The organism is Paraburkholderia sp. BR10954, assembly GCF_040965775.1.
GTDB classification, from domain to species: Bacteria; Pseudomonadota; Gammaproteobacteria; order Burkholderiales; family Burkholderiaceae; genus Paraburkholderia; species Paraburkholderia youngii.
On sequence record NZ_JBFRCK010000022.1, the window covers coordinates 76,436 to 97,257 of the forward strand.

Sequence of the window (20,822 nt, forward strand, 5' to 3'; positions counted from 1 at the left end):
CACGCCGCTGCTGCGACAAACGTTGCTATTGCTGATTGCGCCCGGGACGCGAGACTTACTTGATTGCCTGGATCTCGTCGACGATCTGCTTCATCTGCGGGGTCTTTTCGTACTTCGTCCACACAGGCTGCATCACCTTCACGAAAGCCGCACGGTCGATCTGCGAAGCCGCGACCACCGTTGCGCCGCCCTTCGTGACGGTCTTCTGCGCGTCGGCTTCACGCGCGGTCCACAGCTTCTGGTAGTACGGCACCGAGTCAGCCGCGGCCTTCTTGATGATCTGCTGCTCTTGTGGCGACAGCGTGTCCCACACCTTCTTCGAGAACACCAGCACTTCGGGGGTCATCGAATGCTGGGTTTCCGAGTAGACCTGAGCGACTTCGAAGTGCTTGGTTTCTTCGTACGACGGGATGTTGTTTTCGGCGCCGTCGACGAGGCCGGTCTTCAGGCCCGTATAGACTTCCGAGAACGGCATCGGCGTCGGCGTGCCGCCCATTGCCTTGATTTCGTCGACCATCAGGTCCGACGGCTGCACGCGAACCTTCAGGCCCTTCATGTCAGCCGGCGACTTGATTGCCTTCTTCGCGTACATCGAGCGTGCGCCGCTCTCGTAGAACGTCAGCGCGATCATGCCCTTCGCGGTGAACGCGTCGAGGATCTTCTGGCCTTCCGGACCGTACATGACCTTGCGGAAGTGATCGACGTCGCGGAACAGGAACGGCAGCGACGGGATCATCGATTCCGGAACGATTTCGTTGAACGCAGCACCATTCGCGCGCGTCATGTCGAGCGCACCGATACGAACCTGGTCGATCGTGTCGTTTTCCGAGCCGAGCGCGCTGTTGCCGAACACCTTCACGGAGTCCTTGCCGTCGGTCGCCTTGCTGATCTGCTCGCCCATGTACTTCACGGCCATATTGGTCGGGAAGGTGTCGCCGTGCACATCGGCAACGCGGAACACGCGTGCTTCAGCCGACATCGTGCTGAACGCCAACGCCGCGGCTGCGACGATCATCGAAACACGGGAAGAGGCAAACTTCTTGTTCATCGTGACATTCCTTGAAAAATGGACCATCCCAGCGACAGCGGATGTGACATGGTTTTGACGCGTCTCCGGCTTCGCGCCCGCCGCCTTCGCAGGTGCGGGCGCTGGCCGTACTGGCTGTGCAACTTCCCCGGCACAGTTGACCCAGCACTCCAATCGACAACTCGACTACTTATTTCAATCACGCCGGCCGGCTTCCGACATGCATGCGGCATCGACCAAAGCCGCACGGCTGACCTGAAAACCTACCAAATTGCACTTGTCACACAAACACAGAAAGCCGTTTGTTTGCACTTATATGTTGTACGACGACATACGAAGTCTATAAAAGGGGTTTTAACTTGTACAGACGGTATTTACCCGGATCAAGAAGAGCGCTGGCACCTATGACCGGCATCGCACGCCGCCAAGCCCCGCGCCGTCCGGCGCCGAATGAGAGCGAATTGGCATCGGTCTCCGGAATTGTTGTATTTTTGCCGGACAAAGATGCGGGAAGATGGTCTTCCCGTCAAATGTTGTATGACGAGTGACGAATAAAGGGCCACACGAACGTCCCCAAAAATGAAAACGCCGGGAGAAAAAGTTCGTCCCGGCGCATGCCTCATGTAAGCAAGATTACAGTTGGCCCGCGAATTCGGGCTCAGGCAGCCCGCTCACGCCTGGCCGCAGCGCGAACACATGGCCGTCGTGCTCGCTCGCGCCGTTGGCCGGGCGGATCGACGTGACGAACAGCGTATCCAGATCCCGGCCGCCGAATGCGCACATCGCAGGCTTGATGGCCGGCACCGGAATCTGCCGGTCGAGCTTGCCCTGCGGCGTGAAACGCAGCAGCAGACCGGCGTCGTTCGCGCAAATCCAGTAGCAGCCGTCCGCATCGACCGCCGCGCCGTCCGGACGGCCCGAATAGTGATGCAGATCGGCGAACACGCGGCGGTTGCGCGGCTCGCCGGTGTCGACGTCGTAGTCGAACGCCCAGATCAGCCGGCGCAGCGGATGCGAGTCCGACAGATACATCGTCGTGCCGTCCGGCGACCAGCCGAGGCCGTTCTGCGTGATCAGCGAATCGACGACCGGCGCCGACAGCACGCCCTTCTCATCGAAGCGGTACAGCGCGCCGCCCGGGATTGCCGCCGCCATGTCCATCACCATGGTGCCGGCCCAGAAGCGCCCTTGCCTATCGCAACGGCCGTCATTGAAACGCATGCCGCGATGCGGGAATTCAGGCGCCGCGAGCTTGCGCAGCGACGCTGTCAGCAGCTCGCCGCCCCGCGCATTCGACGCGTCGGCGAGCGTGACCGCGAACAAGCCGGTCTCGCAGCCGACGAGCACGGTGCCAGCGTGATCGAACGCGATACAGGCAACCTGCTCCGGCAGTAGCCATTCGGTGCGCTTGCCAGTTTCGAGCGAGCCGCGCACGATTTTCCTCGCCGGAATATCGACCCAGTACAACGCCTGCTCGGCCGCGCGCCAGACCGGGCTTTCACCGGTGGCCGCGGGCAACGGACCGGCCGCTTCGAAGCGTTCCACTTGCGGATTTGCGCTCATCTTTTAGGCTCCCGCTTCGGCTCCATCGGACCGGCGAGCACGAACGGGCCGCCCTGGTACAGCTGGGTCGGGTCGTCGAAGCGCGCGTCGGGGGCGCTCGGCGGGAACAGGTGTTCGAACTGCGCCGAGCTGTCTTGCGGACGGTAGCCGAGGAACGCGGCGTTCGTGTTGTCGACCCACGCGGTGCGGTTGTTCGACACGCCGTAAATGATCGCGTGGCCGACGCGGTTCGTGAACAGCGAGCAGCGCACGAGCTCGATGAAGTCGCGGTAGCTCAGATACGTGACGAGCATGCGCGCGGTCTTCGGCTGCTCGAACGACGAGCCGATCCGCAGACACACGGTTTCGAGGCCGAAGCGGTCGAAGTAGTAGCGCGACAGCGATTCGCCGAAGCACTTCGACACGCCATACATGCCGTCCGGACGCAGCGGCGCGTCGGTGCCGAGCACCGACGTCACCGGATGGAAACCCACCGCGTGATTCGAACTCGCGTAGACGATGCGCTTCACGCCGTGCTTTTGCGCCGACGAGTACACGTTGTACAGGCCGCGGATATTCGCTTCGAGGATGTCTTCGAACGGCGCTTCGACGGAAATGCCGCCGAGATGCACCACCGCGTCCACGCCTTCGAGCAGCGCGTGCACGGCCGCTGCATCGGCGAGATCGACGACGGCGGCTTCCTCGTGCGCGGCGACTTCGCCGAGCGGCGCGATATCGGATACGCGCACGATGTCGGCCCACTGCGCGAGCGCGGGACGCAGTTGCTTGCCGAGGTTGCCCGCGGCGCCAGTGAGCAGCAGACGGCGGAAGGGTTTCTTTGCCGCGGAGCGGTCAACGTTCAAATCGGTCATGTCTCTTTGCTGTTGTGATTGCGGTCGGGTGTTCTGAACGGAAAAGCGAGCGCCGTTTGGACCGGCGCTCGCCTGAGATTGGATGGTGCGGGTTGCCTGATCAGGTCACCGGCGCCGGGTTGAAGAGGGTCAACGCATTGTGCAGCCCGAGCTTCTCCGCGCAGGTTTCCTTGCGGCCGCTCGCGACATCGAGCATCAGGCGGAACAGTTCCCAGCCCACCTCCTCGATGCTGGACTGGCCGGTCGCGATCGTGCCGGCGTTGATGTCCATCAGATCATGCCAGCGACGCGCGAGGTCCGAACGCGTCGCCACCTTGATGACTGGCACTTCGGCGAGGCTGTACGGCGTGCCGCGGCCGGTCGTGAACACGTGCAGCGTGATGCCCGACGCAACCTGCAGCGTGCCGCAGATGAAGTCGCTGGCCGGCGTCGCCGCGTAGATCAGGCCCTTCTGATTGACCTTCTCGCCGGGCGACAGCACGCCGGAGATCGCCGAGTTGCCCGACTTGATGATCGAGCCCATCGCCTTTTCGACGATGTTCGACAGGCCGCCCTTCTTGTTGCCGGGCGTCGTGTTCGCACTGCGGTCCGCGCCGCCCCGCTTCAGGTAATCGTCGTACCACTGCATCTCGCGGATGATCGCCGCCGCGACGTCCGCGTTGGCCGCGCGCGCGGTCAGCTGATCGACGCCGTCGCGCACTTCGGTGACTTCCGAGAACATCACGGTCGCCCCGGCGCGCACCAGCAGGTCGGTCGCGAAGCCGACGGCCGGGTTCGCGGTCAGGCCCGAGAACGCGTCGCTGCCGCCGCACTGCACGCCGATCACCAGATCCGACGCCGGACAGGTCTCGCGACGACGGTTGTTCAGGCGCTTCAGATGCCCTTCGGCCATCCTCATGATCGACGTGATCATCGACTGGAAGCCGACGTGCGATTCGTCCTGCAGCACCACGACGTCGCCGTTCTGGTCCAGCGCGACATCGCCGATGTCGGCGACGTCGTCGACCAACGCTGCCGCGGCGATCGGGATCGTACCCGGCGGCATCAGACGCTCGGGCTGCAGCTTCTCGCAGCCGAGGCTCACCATCATCACTTCGCCGCCGAAGTTCGGGTTCAGCGCGATGTTGCGCACGGTGCGGATTGGCACCATCGCGTCGGGCGCGTCGATCGCGACGCCGCAGCCGTAGGTGTGGCCGAGGCTCACGACATCGTCGACATTCGGATATTTCGGCAGCAGCTCGGCCTTGATGCGCGTGACCGCGTGTTGCACGACGTCGGCGACGCACTGCACGGTGGTCGTGATCGCGAGGATGTTGCGCGTGCCCACCGAGCCATCCGAGTTACGGTAGCCCTCGAACGTGTAGCCTTCGAGCGGCGGCATGTCCGGCGCCCTGGTCGTGGCGATCGGCAGGTCTTCGAGTCCCGGCGGGCTCGGCATGCGGATCACGTGCTCGTTGATCCAGCTGCCCTTCGGCAGCGGCTTCAGCGCATAACCGATCACGACGTTATAGCGGATGACCTCGTCGCCCTCGGCGAGATCGGCCAGCGCGACCTTATGGCCCTGCGGCACACGCTCGCGCAGCCTGAGCCCATCGGCAAATACCGCGCCCTCGCCCAAACCGCCGTCGTTGACGACGATCGCGACATTGTCATTGGGATGAACGCGGATGTAGAGCGGAGTTTGTTCCATTGATCAATCCTTGAGGCGTGATAGGCCTGCTTCGCCAGCAATCATACGTCATCCTACAACGTTAGAGTTTGCTCGGATGTTCCGTATTTACCCTATAGACAGCATTATGCCGTGAAGACCCCGTTGAGTTACGAGATTCGTTGTTGTACGATGACGTATAAGAAATCTGTTTTCCAAGATTTTCTACTAGTACGACGTCTGTCGTACTAGTTGGATCCTACTAACGACCCATCCGACGCCTGGATATTTAGATCATGACGACACCGCAGGAACTCAAGCAGATCGTTTCCGAAGGCCTCCTGTCCTTCCCCGTCACCGACTTCGACGCTAACGGCGACTTCCGCGCCAACACTTACGCAGAGCGCCTCGAATGGCTTGCTCCGTACGGCGCTTCGGCGCTGTTCGTCGCCGGCGGCACGGGCGAATTCTTCTCGCTGACGCAAGACGACTACACGCAAGTCGTCAAGACCGCGGTCGAAGTCTGCAAGGGCAAGGTACCGATCCTCGCCGGCGCAGGCGGCCCGACCCGCGTGGCGATCGCCTACGCGAAGGAAGCGCAGCGCCTCGGCGCGCACGGCATCCTGCTGATGCCGCACTACCTGACCGAAGCAAGCCAGGACGGTATCGCCGCGCACGCCGAAGAGGTCTGCAAGGCCGTTCCGGGCATGGGCGTGATCATTTACAACCGCGCGAACTCGAAGCTCAACGCCGACATGCTCGAGCGTCTGGCCGACCGTTGCCCGAACCTGATCGGCTTCAAGGACGGCGTGGGCGAGATCGAAAACATGGTGACGATCCGCCGCCGCCTCGGCGAGCGCTTCTCGTACCTCGGCGGCCTGCCGACTGCGGAAGTCTACGCTGCCGCGTACAAGGCGCTGGGCGTGCCGGTGTACTCGTCGGCGGTATTCAACTTCATCCCGAAGACGGCGATGGAGTTCTACCGCGCGATCGCCGCTGACGACCACGCAACGACCGGCAAGCTGATCGACGAATTCTTCCTGCCGTACCTGAAGATCCGCAACCGCCGCGCAGGCTATGCGGTCAGCATCGTCAAGGCTGGCGCGAAGCTGGTCGGCCACGACGCAGGTCCGGTGCGCGCACCGCTGACCGACCTGACGCCGGAAGAACTGGAACAGCTCGACGCGCTGATCAAGAAGCTCGGACCGCAGTAACGCACCGGCGTCGGGCTTCGAGCGAAGAAGCTCGCGAGCCTCATCGACGAGGGCTGCATAGACGGCCCCGTTGCGAACGCCCGGCACGGCAACGTTGCCGGGCGTTCGTGCATTTGCGCGACAGGCAGGTGGTCTGCGGACCGCCCGGCGTAGAGACCACACTTCGCCCAACAATACAGGAGATGACCCATGGACTTGAGCCGCACGGCCAGTTCCACCGACGCCGCCTCTAGCGCGGCACGCACCAAGGTCCGCTACGGGATTCTGGCGCTTATCTTCGTGATCACCACCCTCAACTATGCCGACCGCGCGACGCTGTCCGTCACCGGTTCCGCGATGCGCACCGCGTTCAGCCTCGACGCGATTCGCATGGGCTATATCTTTTCCGCATTCAGCTGGGCCTACGTGCTGTCGCAACTGCCGGCCGGCTGGCTGCTCGACCGTTTCGGCGCGCGCCGCGTGTACGCGGCGAGCATCTTCCTGTGGTCGCTGTTCACGCTGCTGCAAAGCTCGGTCGGCCTGCTCGGCAGCGCCGGTGCGGCGATCACCGCGCTGTTCGTGCTGCGCTTCGTGATGGGCGCGGCGGAGTCGCCGGCGTTTCCGGCGAACGCGAAGGTGGTCGCGAGCTGGTTCCCGACCAACGAGCGCGGCACCGCGTCGGCGATCTTCAACGCCGCGCAATACTTCGCCGCGGTCGTGTTCACGCCGCTGATGGCGTGGCTCACGCATGCGTTCGGCTGGGAGACGGTCTACGTCGTGATGGGCGTGGTCGGGCTGCTGCTCGCGCTGACGTGGCTGAAGGTCATGAAGAATCCCGCCGATCACCCGGGCGTATCGCGCGCCGAGCTCGCGTACATCGAGCAAGGCGGCGGCCTCGTCAGCGGTGCGCGCAAGACGCGTCCGGACGACGTCTCGAAGACCGGCGGCTGGACGCTCGTGCGTCAGTTGCTCGGTAACCGCATGCTGCTCGGCGTCTATCTCGCGCAGTACTGCATCAACGTGCTGACCTACTTCTTCCTGACGTGGTTTCCGATCTACCTCGTGCAGGCGCGCGGCATGACGATCCTGAAGGCGGGCCTCGTGGCCTCGCTGCCGGCGATCTGCGGCTTTCTCGGCGGCGTGCTCGGCGGCGTGCTGTCGGACGGGTTGATCCGCCGCGGCTGGTCGCTGACCGTCGCGCGCAAGGTGCCGATCGTCGGCGGCATGCTGCTGTCGACCTGCATCATCGGCTGCAACTACGTGTCGACCGACTGGATCGTCGTCGCGCTGATGTCGCTCGCGTTCTTCGGCAAGGGCATCGGCGCGCTCGGCTGGGCCGTCGTCGCCGATACGGCGCCGAAGGAAGCGCTCGGTCTGTCCGGCGCGATCTTCAATATGTTCGGCAACATCGCCGGCATCGTGACGCCGATCGTGATCGGTTATCTGGTCGCGCGCTCGGGCTCGTTCAATGGCGCGTTGGTGTTCGTCGGCGCGAACGCCCTGATGACGGTGATCAGCTATCTGGTGATCGTCAAGGATATCCGGCGAGTCGAGTTGCGTTCGGCGTGAGGCCGTTATAGGCTCAGTTATCGTTCCGGTTATCGTACTTCCGGGCGGCGGACGCCTGGCGCCTCGCGCGAGCCATGCGCACTGAGGCGCCAAACTGCGGGCATCCGCCGCTATACGTGACAATCGCGCCGAATTCGATCCGGCGCTTATATAATCAGTCGTCAGACGACGATATAATAAAAATGCAGGATTCCCCGCGATTTTTCAAACAAGGAGCGTTTTCGATGGCTACACCACTAGCATCCGCGGCACCGCCACGACGCGCTCGCAATCTTGCCGAGTTCGTCGTCAATTACGTCACCGAGCAGATCGCGGCCAGCGTGCTGAAGCCGGGCGACAAACTCCCGACCGAATCGCAGCTGATGAACACGCTCAGCGTGAGCCGTACGGTGATCCGCGAGGCAATCTCCCGCCTGCAGGCAGGCAAAATCATCGAGACGCGGCACGGTATCGGCAGCTTCGTGCTCGAGCCGCAGCGCGAAAAGCTCGGCATCGACATGGTGCCCGCCACCACGCTGCGCGACGTGCTGTCCATTCTGGAGCTGCGCATCAGCCTCGAAACCGAATGCGCCGGTCTTGCCGCGCAACGCGCGAAGCCGGACGACCTCGCGCACATGCGTACCGCGCTCGACGCGATCGAGGCCACGCGTCACAACGGACTCGACAGCGTGGAGGCCGACCTGCAGTTCCACATCTCGGTCGCGCGCGCAACCGGCAACCGCTATTTCGTCGACATCCTGTCGCAGATGGGCAGCGCACTGATTCCGCGCAACCGGCTCGACTCGGCCGGCATCGCGCGCGCCGATCCAGATGCATATCTGTCGCTCGTGAACCTCGAGCATGAAAGCATCCTCGAGGCAATCAGCCGGCACGACGCCGAAGGCGCGCGGGCGGCGATGCGCATGCATCTGTCGAATAGCCGCGAGCGGTTGCGTCGCGCGAATGAAGCGAACGACGCGAACAGCTGATTTTCACGAAGCACGCAGGCGAAAAAAATGGCCGGGAATATTCCCGGCCATTTTTTTTGTGATTGCAACCGCCCTTCCCTTCGATGCGGGCCTGGTGTCGATCTCGGCACCAGGCGCGCATCCGTTCAGGACGGCGTCACACGATTAACCGCGCGTGAGTTCGCCATCGCGACGACGCCACAGTTCCAGCGGGTTGCCGTCGGCCAGCGTTTGCGGCAGCAGCTCGGCAGGGAAGTCCTGGTAGCAGACCGGGCGCAGGAAGCGGTCGATCGAGGTGGTGCCGACCGAGGTCGCGCGGCTGTCCGACGTTGCCGGGAACGGGCCGCCGTGGACCATCGCGTGACACACTTCGACGCCAGTCGGGAAACCGTTGACCAGAATGCGGCCGGCCTTGCGCTCGAGAATCGGCACCAGCTTCTTCGCTGCCGCCACGTCGGCGCTGTCCATCTGCAGCGTCGCGGTTAGTTGGCCGGCGAAGTGCTCGGCGACCTTCAGCATTTCCTGCTCGTCCTTGCAGCGGATGATCGTAGACACCGGGCCGAATACTTCGTCTTCGAGCGCCGGGTTCGCGAGGAACGTCTGCGCGTCGGTCACGAACAGCGCCGCGCAAGCCTGGGTCGGGCCGGTAGCGGCGACGCCGCGTGCCACGACTTCGACACCCCTGGTTGCAGCCAGCTTGCCTTCGCCGTCTTCATACGCGGCGTGGATGCCCGAAGTCAGCATGGTCTGCGCCGGCTTGGCGGCGAGCGCTTCCGATGCCGTCGCGACGAAGCCCTTCAGCGCGTCGCTGTCGATCGCGATCGCGAGACCCGGGTTCGTGCAGAACTGGCCCGCGCCGAGCACGAGCGAGTCGACGAAACCGCGCGCGATGCTGTCGCCGCGTGCCGTCAGAGCGTTCGGCAGCAAAAACACCGGGTTGATGCTGCTCATTTCGGCGTAGACGGGGATCGGCTCCGGACGTGCCGCCGCGACGCGCATCAGCGACGTGCCGCCCGCGCGCGAACCGGTGAAGCCGACCGCCTTGATGGCCGGATGCGCAACCAGCGCCTCGCCGACCGAGTTACCCGCGCCGACGATCATCGAGAACACGCCTTCGGGCAGATCCATTTCCTGCGCGACGCGCTGGATCACACGACCGACCAGCTCCGAGGTGCCGAGGTGCGCGCGGTGCGCCTTCACGACGACCGGGCAACCGGCAGCGAGCGCCGCGGCGGTGTCGCCACCCGCCACCGAGAACGCGAGCGGGAAGTTGCTCGCGCCGAACACGGCGACCGGGCCGAGCGCGATCTTCTGCATGCGCAGATCCGAGCGCGGCAACGGCTTGCGTTCAGGCAGCGGCGAATCGAGCGTGGCGTTGAGCCATTGGCCCGCACGCACGGTTTGCGCGAACAGCTTCAACTGGCCGGTGGTGCGGCCGCGTTCGCCTTCCAGACGCGCCTTCGGCAGGCCCGATTCAGCCATCGCGCGTTCGATCAGCTCGTCGCCGAGCGCGGTGATGCCGTCCGCGATACGATCGAGAAACTCGGCGCGCACTGCGAGCGGCAGTTGACGGTAGGCGTCGAACGCCTGCTGCGCGAGCGCGCAGGCCTGCTCGACGTTCTCCACGGTGCCGCTGCCGAACACCGGCTCGGCAATCTCGGAACCCGTGGCAGGATTGAACGCGCGCAGCGGTTTTTCTTCGCCGCGCACTGCTTTGCGACCGATCAGCATTTCACCGGTAATGGGCATTTTGGCTTTCCTTAAATGAAGGCTTCAGATATAGGTCATCCTACAACATTGCGGGGCCTCCACGCAACCCGAAACGCTTGTCGGACAGGCTCATTCGGGTTTACACGACCGTTACAACCAAGGGGCTCAGTGCTAATCTGCCACAGTCATACGACGACTTATAACCTCGCATTCTGCGTGATTTATTGCGGTCGTCGAAGCCTGGTTCCCGATCCATCGTAGTTCGAGGAGACACCGCATGCCCGCCGTCACGCCTTACGAATCCTTGCCCAACCGCTTCCGGCGCGCGGTGCGCGAGGGAAAAACCCAGATCGGCTGTTGGGCATCGCTTGCCAGCCCGATCGCCACTGAACTGCTAGGCACGGTCGGCTTCGACTGGATGCTGCTGGACGCCGAACACGCGCCCAACGACGTGCTCACGCTGATCCCCCAGTTGATGGCGCTCAAGGACAGCGGCAGCGCGCCGGTCGTCCGGCCACCGGCTAACGACAGCGTCGTGATCAAACGATTCCTCGACAGCGGCTTCTCGAACTTTCTCGTTCCGTTCGTCGACAGTGCTGACGACGCGGCCCGCGCGGTCGCGGCAACGCGCTATCCGCCACAGGGCATCCGCGGCGTGTCGGTCGGCCATCGCGGCAACCGCTATGGCACCGTGCCCGACTACTTTGCGCTCGCCAACGACAATATCTGCGTGATTCCGCAGATCGAAAGCCGCAAGGCAGTCGAGGCGATCGACAGCATTCTCGCGGTGGACGGCATCGACGCGGTCTTCATCGGTCCGTCCGACCTCGCGGCATCGTATGGCCACCTCGGCAACGCGGGCCATCCGGACGTGCAGCAGGCGATCGCGCATGTGTTCGAGCGCGCGCGGGCGGCAGGCAAGTCGAGCGGCATTCTCGCGCCGGTGCAGGCCGACGCGGAACGTTATCTGTCGATGGGCGCGCGCGTCGTCGCCGTCTGCGCGGATCTCGGGCTGCTCAAGGGCGCCGCTCAAGCGGCGCAGAAACACTTCATGCAGAAACCGGCGGGCGAAGCTTGAACGCGGCCGCCACGATATCTTCGGAGCATTCCATGAAAAAAGCAGGCTTTATCGGACTCGGCATCATGGGCAAGCCCATGGCCGCCAACCTTCTGAAAAACGGCGTGTCGCTGGCAGCGTTCACGCGTAGCGGCGTGCCCGCGGAACTGACGCAGGCCGGCGCCGTCGCATGCGACAACCCCGCCGCGGTCGCAGACAACGCGGACGTGATCTTCGTCATGGTGCCGGACACGCCGGACGTCGAGCGCGTGCTGTTCGGCGAGAACGGCCTCGCGAGCGCGCTGCGCGCCGGCCAGACCGTCGTCGACATGAGCTCGATCTCGCCGATGGCGACCCGCGAGTTCGCGGCGCGGGTGCGCGAAACCGGCGCCGACTATCTTGACGCGCCGGTCTCGGGCGGCGAAGTCGGCGCGAAGGCCGGCTCGCTGACCATCATGGTCGGCGGCGAACAGGCCACGTTCGACAGCGTGAAGCCCATGTTCGACATGATGGGCAAGAACGTCACGCTGATCGGCGCGGTGGGCGCGGGCCAGGTGTGCAAGGTGGCCAACCAGGTGATCGTCGCGGCGACCATCGAAGCGGTCGGCGAAGCGCTGCTGCTCGCGTCGAAGGCGGGTGTCGATCCGGCGCGCGTGCGTGAGGCGCTGATGGGCGGCTTTGCGTCGTCGCGCATTCTCGAAGTGCACGGCGAGCGCATGACCAGGCGCACGTTCGATCCGGGCTTTCGCATCGAGCTGCACCAGAAGGACCTGAACCTCGCGCTGTCGACCGCGCAGGCGCTCGGCGTGTCGCTGCCCAACACCGCCACCTGCCAGGCGCTGTTCAACGCGTGCGTCGCGCACGGCGGCAAGGCGTGGGACCACTCGGCGATGGTGCGCGCGCTCGAAGTGCTCGCGAATCACGAGATTGGGCAGAAGACGGCTTGATTTGATGTAGGTTCGAAATCGTTGCAATCGGGTTGTCCGTCGGTATTTATTTGACCGATGGCCGGCTCGATTGCACTCTGCATTTTTGGGCGTCGTGCGTAGTTCGCGCGTGATGCCCTTTCCCTCTTCCGGGCCGTAGAGCTTTTTCGCCGCCTGACGCGACACGTTTGTATCGTGTTTAGCGATGGCGACTCCCTACCCCGTGTCTCCTCGGATTGACGTCTGCTCCTGTGCGTTAAGCCGCGTCGCTAGTGCATGACTACCAGCGATATGCAGTCAATGAATCGCAGCTCATCGGATTAATGGGACACAAGAATCATCCATCGCCCATTTCCTGTCCCTGTGGTCGACTGCTACGTTGGCGGCCTCGAACAATCACAGAGGAATACCGAATGTCGTGCGAACAAGATGGCGACGGCGTGCGTGTCGTGCTGAGTGCGCCGCAACTAGCGGCGGTGCTGACCCGCCAATCGATAAGCCACAGCGAAATGCTTTCCAACCGGTTATGGGGCGGATTGCAACTTGTCGGCGGTTTGCTGGAAATGGTCGGGGCCGGCGCGCTGTGTGTGATGCCTGAACCGACCATGGCGAGCAAGGCTGGATGCGTTGTGTTCGGCGTACATGGCTCGGACACGGCGGCCGCTGGCTTGCGTCAGATCTGGACGGCGCGAGATACGGCGACGCTGACCCAACAGGGCACGACGAAACTCGCGCAAGCGATGAAGGCCAGCCCCGATATGGCGAACAATATCGGTCTGTGGCTCGATATGGTCGTGCCGTTTGGCTTTGCTAGTTCGATCAAGGCTATACGGGCTTCGCGCATCGCGATGGGCCGGATCAGTCTGGACATGCACGAAGCGAGGGCAGGGAGCGGGATTGGCGGACACACGCTCTTGAAGCATGTCGGACGGACCGAAGCGCAGTTGCGAGAAAGACTCAAACGCGAGCCGCGTCGAGAGAAGGTTTCGTCGTTCACCAACCTTGAACGGGCCGAATCGGCCATCTCAGAAGTCATGCGTGCCAATGCGACCATCATTCGGGAATGGGCGCAGTCTTCGGGCCGAGGCGGCCCTCTCGCTTTGACGCGGCGCGTAGCGGGTAACGTTGGCTATGGCATAACGAGGGAGACAGGAAAACTGACGCCCATGAATGAGGTTGTAGTCGTTCTGAAATATCAAACCTACAACGGAATGCCATACTATATTGTTACTGCTTACATTAGATAGAGAAATCTATGCTATCAACCCGCTACCCCAAAATGTATCAGCTGTTTGGTGCATACCTGAATGAGGATTTCGATATATGGGGAAATACGATTCCCGAAATCATCTCTTGCTACAAGAGAGACTGCCCACGCGAGAGCCACCTCGAGATGGTTCATGAAATCAATTCATTTCTGGGCGAACACCCGGACGATTTGGACTCAGCGTTCAAAGATGCCTATGGTCAAGATTTTTCTCCCAAACTATGGGGCTACACGACCGCCTCATTTCTTGACGAATTAAAGAGGCTTCTCAGCGAGTAGTTTGTCCCGATGCTCCCGCATCCTTCTTGGAAGAATTAAAACGTCTATTGGGCGACTAGTCTGCTTGCCGGCTGCAACACTCACGGCGCGACATCGCCAACTCGAAAACGGCCGCACAACCGACCAAAAAAAACGGCGCCCACCTCATGAGCGCCGCTTCTTTCGCGGGATCGGCCGATACCAGCCGACCCCACTTCGCCTTACTTCGCCGCCACCGCATCGGACGATACCCACTGCGGCTCCGGCATCTTCTCCGAACTCCCGGCCATCAGACACACCACGACCGCAGCAATCAGATCAAACACCGCCAGCAAGACGAACAGCGGGCTGTAGCCGATCTGCGTGACGAGCACACCGAACAGCGCGGTGAACGCCGCGGCGCCCAGATACCCAGCCATGCCGCCCATGCCCGTCGCGGTCGCGACTTCGTGCTTGCCGAACATATCCGACGTGATCGCGTACAGTGCGCCCGACAGCGTCTGGTGCGCGAAGCCACCGACGCACAGCAGCGCCACCGCCATGTACGGGCTCTCGACGAGACCGACGCACGCCGGCCCGATCATGAACAGCGCACCGACCACGAACACCATCTTGCGCGACGTGAACAGCGACACTTTTGCGTACTTGTGAAACAGCGGGCTCAGATAACCGCCGAGCACGCAGCCGATATCGGCAGCGAGGAACGGCATCCACGCGAACATCGCGACTTCCTTCAGGTTCATGTGACGCTCGGTCATCATGTACAGCGGAATCCACGCGTTGAACGTTTGCCAGGCCGGCTCGGACAGAATCCGAGGAATACCGATCGCCCAGAAATCGCGGCTCGCGAGCATCGCGCGCCAGTTGCGCTTCGGCGTGTTGATGTCATCGTGATGCTTCGCTTCCTGGCCGCTCAGAATATAGTCGCGCTCGGCGTTGCCCAGCAGCTTCTGGTTGCGCGGATGCTTGTAGACGATGATCCACAGCAAGCTCCACACGATGCCCGCGACGCCGACGATCACGAACGCGAGTTCCCAGCGGCCGTGAAACAGCGCCCACACGACGAGCGGCGGCGCGAGCAGCGCGCCGATCGACGAGCCGATATTGAACCAGCCGATCGCAACCGAACGCTCCTTCGCCGGGAACCACTCGCTCGTCGCCTTGACGCCAGCCGGGATACCCGCCGATTCGGCGAGTCCGAGAAGTCCGCGGAACACCGCGAGGCTACGCCAGCCCGTCGCCCATGCCGCCGCCGCGCAAGCCACCGACCACGCCAGCGCGAACACCGCGAAGCCGATCTTGGTGCCGATCGTGTCGAGCACGAAACCGGCGACCGGCTGCATGAACGCATAGCAGAGCTGCCACGCCACGACCACGTGCGCGTACTGCTCGGTCGTGATGTCGAGCTCCTTCATCATCGTCGGTGCCGCGACCGACAACGTGTTGCGCGCCAGGTAATTGATGATCAGGCCGGCCGCGACCAGCGCGACCATCCACCAGCGAATACCCTTGATCTTCACCACTCCATCTCCTCGTGATGCACTGCCCGTTGAACTGCCCGGGACTTAGTCCTTGCGCGAATAGTCGATGCCGACGAAGCCGCCGCCCTGGAAGCGCTGGCCCAGTTCATCGAGCGGATTCGGGCGAGACAGGATGTCTTCGGCGTAGTCTTCGGCGTTCTGCTTCGGCTCGTAGCCGAGACGCGCGGCGCCGACGCTGTTGTCCCACCAGCTGCGCGTATTGGCCGACACGCCCCAGATGGTCATGAAGCCGACCTCTTCCGCTTCGATGCAGCGATCGAGAAAATGCATCAGGTCCTTGTGGCCGAACCAGGTGCTCAAGTGACGCTGCTCGGTCGGACGCTCGAGGCAGCTGCCGATGCGCACGCACACGCTTTCGATGCCGTGCTTATCCCAGTACATGCGCGCGAGCGCCTCGCCCCACACCTTCGACAGACCATAGAAGCCGTCCGGGCGCAGTTCGCAGTCGAGGCTCAGATGCTCGGTGACCGGATACATGCCGATCGCGTGGTTCGAGCTCGCGAACACGATGCGCTTCACGCCGTTGCGGCGCGCGCCTTCGTAGACTTCGACGAGGCCACGCAGGTTGTTCTCGATGATCTCGGGCAGCGGACGCTCGACGCTCGTGCCGGCGAAATGGATCAGCACGTCCACGCCGTTCAGCAGACGGTCGACGACCGCCGGGTCGCGCAGGTCGCCGTTCATCACGTCTTCGCCTTCGACGAGCGGCGTCAGCACTTTCGAGCCAGCGGCCGAGCGCAACGGCACGCCCCGCGCGACGAATTCAGCACGTACCACGGAGCCGAGCTGGCCGCCGGCGCCACTCAGGGCAATCTTCTTCATAGGGGTTCCTTTAACTGCGCCGCGCGCGAGGTCTACAGAGAACGGACAGAGGTTTGAGCGGCCGGCGGATCGCGCTGTGCGCGTCGCATAACACACCCGCGTTGTACGATAACGTACTATCGACGATGAACCCGCGGACTTCAACTCCGCATTTACCCTTAAATTACATAGGGCCAGTTTCGTAGCGTCTTAAAAAACAAAGACATACGAATGTCGTGTTCATGTGACATCGTATAACTCGCGCTGCATTTTTGTTCGAGAAGTGCATTCGCCTGACGCCCGCGGTCGCCTGGCATCCGGCGCGGGCGGCGTCCATGCGCCGCCCGCGCGGTCAAAAAATCACCTCATTGCGCGTTTCTGATCGCTCAAGCGCCGATGAATTCGAGCAGGTCGGCATTGACCTTGTCGGCCTCCACGGTGCACATGCCGTGCTGGCCGCCCGCATAGACCTTCAGCGTCGCGTTCTTGACGATCTCCGCGGTGCGTCGGCCGGCTGCGTCGATCGGCACGATCTGGTCGTCGTCGCCGTGCAGCACCAGGGTCGGCACGTCGATCTTCTTCAGATCTTCGGTGTAGTCGACTTCGGAGAACTGCTTGATGCAGTCGTATAGCCCCTTGATCGAACCGGCCATGCCCTGGCGCCAGAACGAATCGATCACGCCTTGCGACACCTTCGCGCCCTCGCGGTTGTAGCCATAGAACGGCACGGCCAGATCCTTGAAGAACTGCGAGCGATCGTCGAGGACGCCCTTGCGGATGCCGTCGAACACATCGATCGGCAGGCCGAGCGGATTATCGGCGGTCTTCAGCATCAGCGGCGGCACCGCACCGATCAGCACGGCCTTCGCGACACGCCCCGTGCCGTGCCGGCCGATGTAATGCGCGACTTCGCCGCCGCCCGTCGAATGGCCGACCAGCGTCGCGTCCTGCAAGTCGAGATGTTCGATCAGTGCGGCGAGGTCATCGGCGTAGGTGTCCATCTCGTTGCCGTCCCACGGCTGCTCCGAGCGGCCATGGCCGCGCCGGTCATGCGCGATCACGCGAAAGCCCTTGCTGCCGAGAAACAGCATCTGCGCATCCCACGCATCGGCCGTCAGCGGCCAGCCGTGCGAAAACACGACCGGGCGACCCTTGCCCCAGTCCTTGTAGAAAATCGAAGTACCGTCTTTCGTCCTGATCGTGCTCATCTGCTGACTCCTTTTTCGATGAAGTCTGCCGTCGCCGGCAGGTGGATGAAGCGGAAGCTGCTCACGAAGCATGCGCGCGACGCATGACGGAACGCCGTGCGAATACGGCAATGGATAACCGAACTACGGAAACGGCCGAATCGTAGAGATAAAAAAATCGCCTGACTAGCGCGCGAGCCGACGAAGTCGGTTTGGATGGATCGATTGTCGGCTGACGACGGGCACCGCTCTCGACCTTGCCGCGCAAGGCCGCGCAACCAGCATTGCTGCAGCGCGGTCGATTGACGCAGCACCCGCAACGACGCACATGCGGCCATGCATCGGCCGCTAAAGGAAACTTGAGACTCATCAACGGCTTGCCTCATCGATTAGCGTATTTCGCATAAAACAAGGCGGTTTTTTGACGCACAGCGCATTGCAACACATTTTGTTTCGATCCCCTACTCTTGCGCCATCTGCCCCGCGCAGTGCGCACCGATATCGGTCGATGCGCGTAATTCCGCTCACGCGGCCATCACGCACAACAGAATCATGAACTCGGCACTATCGGCATTCGATCTCGCGCGCATTCAATTCGCGTTCACGGTTTCTTTTCACATCGTTTTCCCCGCGCTCAGCATCGGTCTCGCCAGCTTCATTGCCGTTCTCGAATGGCGTTGGCTGAAAACCGGCAAGGCCTACTACAAAGATCTTTGTCTGTTCTGGTCGAAGATCTTCGCAGTGGCCTTCGGCATGGGCGTCGTCTCCGGTGTCGTGATGGCCTATCAGTTCGGCACCAACCGGTCCGGCTTCTCGAGTTTCGCCGGGCCCATCACCGGTCCGCTGCTGATGTACGAGGTGATGACCGCATTCTTTCTCGAAGCGGGCTTCCTCGGCATCATGCTGTTCGGCTGGCAGCGCGTGAGTCCGCGCGCGCACTTCGGCGCGACGCTGATGGTCGCGATCGGCACGCTGATCTCGACCTTCTGGATTCTCGCGTCCAATAGCTGGATGCAGACGCCGCAGGGCTTCGAGGTCGTCGACGGCCATGTCGTGCCGCTCGACTGGTTCAAGATCATCTTCAATCCGTCGTTCCCGTACCGGCTCGCGCATATGGCGCTGGCGGCGTTCATCGTCGCGGGGCTGGTGGTCGCGGCGGTCGGCGCGTGGCATCTGTTGCGCGGCCGACGCGATCCCGCCGTCAAGAAGATGTTCTCGATGGCGCTGTGGCTGCTGCTGATTCTGACGCCGATCCAGGCATTCGTCGGCGATCAGCATGGCCTGAACACGCGCGAATATCAGCCGGCGAAGATCGCGGCGATCGAAGGCATCTGGGACACCGAAAAAGGCGGCACCGCGCTGAACCTGTTCGGCATCCCCGACATGGAGGCCGAAACCACGCACTACGCGGTGTCGATCCCGCACCTCGGCAGCCTGATCCTCACGCATAGCTGGGACGGCGAAATCCGCGGGCTGAAGGAATTCCCGCCGCAGGACCGGCCGGATTCGGCCGTGGTGTTCTGGAGCTTCCGCATCATGGCCGGACTCGGCGTACTGATGATCGCGATGTCGATCGCGGCCTGGGTGCTGCATCGCCGTGGACGTCTGTTCGAAGCGAAGTGGTTCCAGCGGCTGTGCGTCGCGATGGGGCCGAGCGGCTTCATCACGCTGCTGGCCGGCTGGGTCACCACCGAAGCGGGCCGTCAGCCGTGGGTCGTCTACGGCGTGATGCGCACGTCGCAGGCGGTGTCGCCGCTGACCACGCAGCAGGTCGGTCTGTCGCTGATGACGTTCGTGGCCGTCTACTTCCTCGTGTTCGGCACCGGCATCTACTACATGCTGAAGCTGATGCGCTCGGGTCCCGCACTGCCTGGCGGCAAGCCGCATGACACGCCGCACGGCCTGCCGCAGCCGACGCCCGCGCAAACCGCGCGCCGCCCGCTGTCCGCCGCCGATCAGATGATCGACGTCGTCTAACCCACGCTACGAGAGAAAGAATATGGACGTAACCGTCGTTTGGGCCGCGATCATCGCGTTGGGCCTTTTCATGTACGTCGTGCTGGACGGCTTCGACCTCGGCATCGGCATCGTCTTTCCGTTCTTCCCGGACGAGAAAGAACGCGACCTGATGATGAGCACGGTCGCGCCAGTATGGGATGGCAACGAAACCTGGCTCGTGCTCGGCGGCGCCGCGCTGTTCGCGGTGTTTCCGGTCGTCTACTCGACCGTGCTGTCAGCGCTCTATCTGCCGCTCGTGTTCATGCTGGTGTGCCTGATCTTTCGCGGCGTGTCGTTCGAGATCCGTGCGAAGTCGCGTCGCACGAGGCACCTGTGGGACCTCGCGTTCATCGGCGGCTCGGCGGGCGCGACGTTTTTCCAGGGCATCGTGCTCGGCGCTTTCCTGCAAGGTATTCCGGTCGTCGATGGCGCGTATGCCGGCGACGCCTTCGGCTGGCTCACGCCGTTCAGCCTGCTGACGGGCCTCGGGCTCGTCGCGACCTACGCGCTGCTCGGCTGCTGCTGGCTCGTCGCGAAGACCGAAGGCGACCTGCAACGCCGGCTGCATCGGGTGGTCTGGCCGCTGACGTTGGTGCTGCTCGGCTTCATCGCGCTCGTGAGCCTGTGGACGCCGCTGATGGACGCGGGCATCGCGCAACGCTGGTTCCATGACGGGATCTTCTATCGTCTGCTGCCGGTGCCGTTCCTCGTCGCGATCTGCGCGTTCTTCATGCATCGCGCGGTGCGCGCGCGCCACCACAACACGCCGTTCGTGCTCGCGCTGGCGCTCGTGCTGCTCGGCTATCTCGGGTTGCTGGTGAGCCTGTGGCCGTACGCGATTCCGTCGAGCCTCACGCTATGGGAAGCCGCCGCGCCACGCACGAGCCAGACGTTCACGCTGGCCGGCGCGGCGGTGATCCTGCCGATCATCGTCGCGTATACGACGATGGGTTACTGGGTCTTTCGAGGTAAGGTGCGTCATGGCGACCAACATCACTACCACTGAAAAGCTGAGTGTCCGCGCGTCGGCTCCCGCTGCCAATGCGGCAGCGCCCGGCCGCAAGCTGCCGGGCTGGCTCTGGTTCATCGCGCTCTGGTGCTTCGGCGTGGCCGCGGCGATGTCGCTCGGTTTCGCCTTCAGGCTTCTGATGAAAGCGACGCTGTTTGCGGTCAGATAGTGGCGCGCGAACCCGTGCCGATCCGATGGGCATAACTTGCCGGATCGCCCGCCAGCGCTTCAAAAAAGCTGCGCACGGCTCGTCTACGTAGCAAGCCGGAA

General features: G+C 63.1%; 18 protein-coding genes. 10 read left to right on the forward strand and 8 right to left on the reverse strand.

Annotated elements, in window-relative coordinates; translation table 11 throughout:
- Positions 1-55: 55 nt before the first annotated feature.
- The 4 genes from AB4Y34_RS26565 to garD all read right to left on the reverse strand — a co-directional run bounded on the left by AB4Y34_RS26565 (position 56) and on the right by garD (position 5,131).
- Complete coding sequence (locus AB4Y34_RS26565; RefSeq protein ID WP_176105711.1) at positions 56-1,048, reverse strand: TRAP transporter substrate-binding protein; 993 nt, start codon at positions 1,046-1,048, stop codon at positions 56-58.
- Between the two features lie 612 nt (positions 1,049-1,660).
- Positions 1,661-2,590 (reverse strand): SMP-30/gluconolactonase/LRE family protein, encoded by a 930-nt coding sequence (locus tag AB4Y34_RS26570; RefSeq protein WP_368717700.1) that lies wholly within the window; start codon positions 2,588-2,590, stop codon positions 1,661-1,663.
- On the reverse strand, positions 2,587-3,441 hold the full coding sequence (locus AB4Y34_RS26575; RefSeq protein WP_176382808.1) for an NAD(P)-dependent oxidoreductase: 855 nt from the start codon (positions 3,439-3,441) through the stop codon (positions 2,587-2,589). The genes AB4Y34_RS26570 and AB4Y34_RS26575 overlap by 4 nt, the downstream gene beginning before the upstream one ends.
- 100 nt (positions 3,442-3,541) lie before the next feature.
- Positions 3,542-5,131, reverse strand: coding sequence for a galactarate dehydratase (gene garD / locus AB4Y34_RS26580; RefSeq protein ID WP_176382807.1), 1,590 nt, complete (start codon positions 5,129-5,131; stop codon positions 3,542-3,544).
- Positions 5,132-5,385: 254 nt separating this feature from the next.
- Between garD and kdgD the strand changes: the two genes are divergently transcribed.
- From kdgD to AB4Y34_RS26595, 3 genes are all read left to right on the forward strand, one after another.
- Positions 5,386-6,303, forward strand: a complete 918-nt coding sequence (gene kdgD / locus AB4Y34_RS26585; RefSeq protein WP_176105707.1) for a 5-dehydro-4-deoxyglucarate dehydratase — start codon at positions 5,386-5,388, stop codon at positions 6,301-6,303.
- A gap of 189 nt (positions 6,304-6,492) precedes the next feature.
- Positions 6,493-7,851: an MFS transporter gene (locus tag AB4Y34_RS26590; RefSeq protein WP_176382805.1), complete on the forward strand. Its 1,359-nt coding sequence runs from the start codon at positions 6,493-6,495 to the stop codon at positions 7,849-7,851.
- Between the two features lie 224 nt (positions 7,852-8,075).
- On the forward strand, positions 8,076-8,819 hold the full coding sequence (locus AB4Y34_RS26595; RefSeq protein WP_368717701.1) for a FadR/GntR family transcriptional regulator: 744 nt from the start codon (positions 8,076-8,078) through the stop codon (positions 8,817-8,819).
- Between the two features lie 144 nt (positions 8,820-8,963).
- Here AB4Y34_RS26595 and AB4Y34_RS26600 read toward each other — a convergent pair whose 3' ends face one another.
- On the reverse strand, positions 8,964-10,547 hold the full coding sequence (locus AB4Y34_RS26600; protein WP_176382802.1) for an aldehyde dehydrogenase (NADP(+)): 1,584 nt from the start codon (positions 10,545-10,547) through the stop codon (positions 8,964-8,966).
- A gap of 238 nt (positions 10,548-10,785) precedes the next feature.
- On the opposite strand from AB4Y34_RS26600, the gene garL reads away from it, so the two are divergent.
- The 4 genes from garL (at position 10,786) to AB4Y34_RS26620 (ending at position 14,037) form a co-directional block, all read left to right on the forward strand.
- Positions 10,786-11,586, forward strand: coding sequence for a 2-dehydro-3-deoxyglucarate aldolase (gene garL, locus AB4Y34_RS26605; protein WP_176382800.1), 801 nt, complete (start codon positions 10,786-10,788; stop codon positions 11,584-11,586).
- A complete protein-coding gene (locus AB4Y34_RS26610; RefSeq protein ID WP_368717702.1) occupies positions 11,583-12,512 on the forward strand; it encodes a 2-hydroxy-3-oxopropionate reductase in 930 nt (309 codons plus the stop codon). Before garL ends, AB4Y34_RS26610 begins: the two co-directional genes overlap by 4 nt.
- A gap of 392 nt (positions 12,513-12,904) precedes the next feature.
- Positions 12,905-13,738 (forward strand): RNase A-like domain-containing protein, encoded by an 834-nt coding sequence (locus AB4Y34_RS26615; protein ID WP_368717703.1) that lies wholly within the window; start codon positions 12,905-12,907, stop codon positions 13,736-13,738.
- An 8-nt stretch (positions 13,739-13,746) separates the two neighbouring features.
- The gene (locus tag AB4Y34_RS26620) at positions 13,747-14,037 is read left to right on the forward strand and encodes a contact-dependent growth inhibition system immunity protein (RefSeq protein WP_368717704.1); all 291 of its coding nucleotides are present in this window, start codon (positions 13,747-13,749) and stop codon (positions 14,035-14,037) included.
- 200 nt (positions 14,038-14,237) lie between these two features.
- Here AB4Y34_RS26620 and AB4Y34_RS26625 read toward each other — a convergent pair whose 3' ends face one another.
- From AB4Y34_RS26625 to AB4Y34_RS26635, 3 genes are all read right to left on the reverse strand, one after another.
- The gene (locus tag AB4Y34_RS26625) at positions 14,238-15,536 is read right to left on the reverse strand and encodes an MFS transporter (RefSeq protein WP_176382791.1); all 1,299 of its coding nucleotides are present in this window, start codon (positions 15,534-15,536) and stop codon (positions 14,238-14,240) included.
- Positions 15,537-15,581: 45 nt separating this feature from the next.
- Positions 15,582-16,379: an NAD(P)-dependent oxidoreductase gene (locus AB4Y34_RS26630; protein WP_176105699.1), complete on the reverse strand. Its 798-nt coding sequence runs from the start codon at positions 16,377-16,379 to the stop codon at positions 15,582-15,584.
- 365 nt (positions 16,380-16,744) lie between these two features.
- A complete protein-coding gene (locus AB4Y34_RS26635; protein WP_176105698.1) occupies positions 16,745-17,566 on the reverse strand; it encodes an alpha/beta fold hydrolase in 822 nt (273 codons plus the stop codon).
- Positions 17,567-18,097: 531 nt separating this feature from the next.
- Here AB4Y34_RS26635 and AB4Y34_RS26640 point away from each other — a divergent pair.
- Genes AB4Y34_RS26640 through AB4Y34_RS26650 form a run of 3 tightly spaced genes read left to right on the forward strand, consistent with a single transcriptional unit; the run spans position 18,098 to position 20,721 of the window.
- Positions 18,098-19,522, forward strand: a complete 1,425-nt coding sequence (locus AB4Y34_RS26640; protein ID WP_368717705.1) for a cytochrome ubiquinol oxidase subunit I — start codon at positions 18,098-18,100, stop codon at positions 19,520-19,522.
- Between the two features lie 22 nt (positions 19,523-19,544).
- Positions 19,545-20,549 (forward strand): cytochrome d ubiquinol oxidase subunit II, encoded by a 1,005-nt coding sequence (gene cydB, locus AB4Y34_RS26645; protein ID WP_368717706.1) that lies wholly within the window; start codon positions 19,545-19,547, stop codon positions 20,547-20,549.
- Positions 20,524-20,721, forward strand: coding sequence for a hypothetical protein (locus tag AB4Y34_RS26650; protein WP_368717707.1), 198 nt, complete (start codon positions 20,524-20,526; stop codon positions 20,719-20,721). Before cydB ends, AB4Y34_RS26650 begins: the two co-directional genes overlap by 26 nt.
- Positions 20,722-20,822: the final 101 nt, after the last annotated feature.

Coding starts and splice junctions, on each gene's coding strand:
- AB4Y34_RS26565 (WP_176105711.1), bottom strand. CDS start 1,048: ATGAACAAGAAGTTTGCCTCTTCCCGTGTTTCGATGATCGTCGCAGCC.
- AB4Y34_RS26570 (WP_368717700.1), bottom strand. CDS start 2,590: ATGAGCGCAAATCCGCAAGTGGAACGCTTCGAAGCGGCCGGTCCGTTG.
- AB4Y34_RS26575 (WP_176382808.1), bottom strand. CDS start 3,441: ATGACCGATTTGAACGTTGACCGCTCCGCGGCAAAGAAACCCTTCCGC.
- garD (WP_176382807.1), bottom strand. CDS start 5,131: ATGGAACAAACTCCGCTCTACATCCGCGTTCATCCCAATGACAATGTC.
- kdgD (WP_176105707.1), top strand. CDS start 5,386: ATGACGACACCGCAGGAACTCAAGCAGATCGTTTCCGAAGGCCTCCTG.
- AB4Y34_RS26590 (WP_176382805.1), top strand. CDS start 6,493: ATGGACTTGAGCCGCACGGCCAGTTCCACCGACGCCGCCTCTAGCGCG.
- AB4Y34_RS26595 (WP_368717701.1), top strand. CDS start 8,076: ATGGCTACACCACTAGCATCCGCGGCACCGCCACGACGCGCTCGCAAT.
- AB4Y34_RS26600 (WP_176382802.1), bottom strand. CDS start 10,547: ATGCCCATTACCGGTGAAATGCTGATCGGTCGCAAAGCAGTGCGCGGC.
- garL (WP_176382800.1), top strand. CDS start 10,786: ATGCCCGCCGTCACGCCTTACGAATCCTTGCCCAACCGCTTCCGGCGC.
- AB4Y34_RS26615 (WP_368717703.1), top strand. CDS start 12,905: ATGTCGTGCGAACAAGATGGCGACGGCGTGCGTGTCGTGCTGAGTGCG.
- AB4Y34_RS26620 (WP_368717704.1), top strand. CDS start 13,747: ATGCTATCAACCCGCTACCCCAAAATGTATCAGCTGTTTGGTGCATAC.
- AB4Y34_RS26630 (WP_176105699.1), bottom strand. CDS start 16,379: ATGAAGAAGATTGCCCTGAGTGGCGCCGGCGGCCAGCTCGGCTCCGTG.
- AB4Y34_RS26635 (WP_176105698.1), bottom strand. CDS start 17,566: ATGAGCACGATCAGGACGAAAGACGGTACTTCGATTTTCTACAAGGAC.
- AB4Y34_RS26640 (WP_368717705.1), top strand. CDS start 18,098: ATGAACTCGGCACTATCGGCATTCGATCTCGCGCGCATTCAATTCGCG.
- cydB (WP_368717706.1), top strand. CDS start 19,545: ATGGACGTAACCGTCGTTTGGGCCGCGATCATCGCGTTGGGCCTTTTC.
- AB4Y34_RS26650 (WP_368717707.1), top strand. CDS start 20,524: ATGGCGACCAACATCACTACCACTGAAAAGCTGAGTGTCCGCGCGTCG.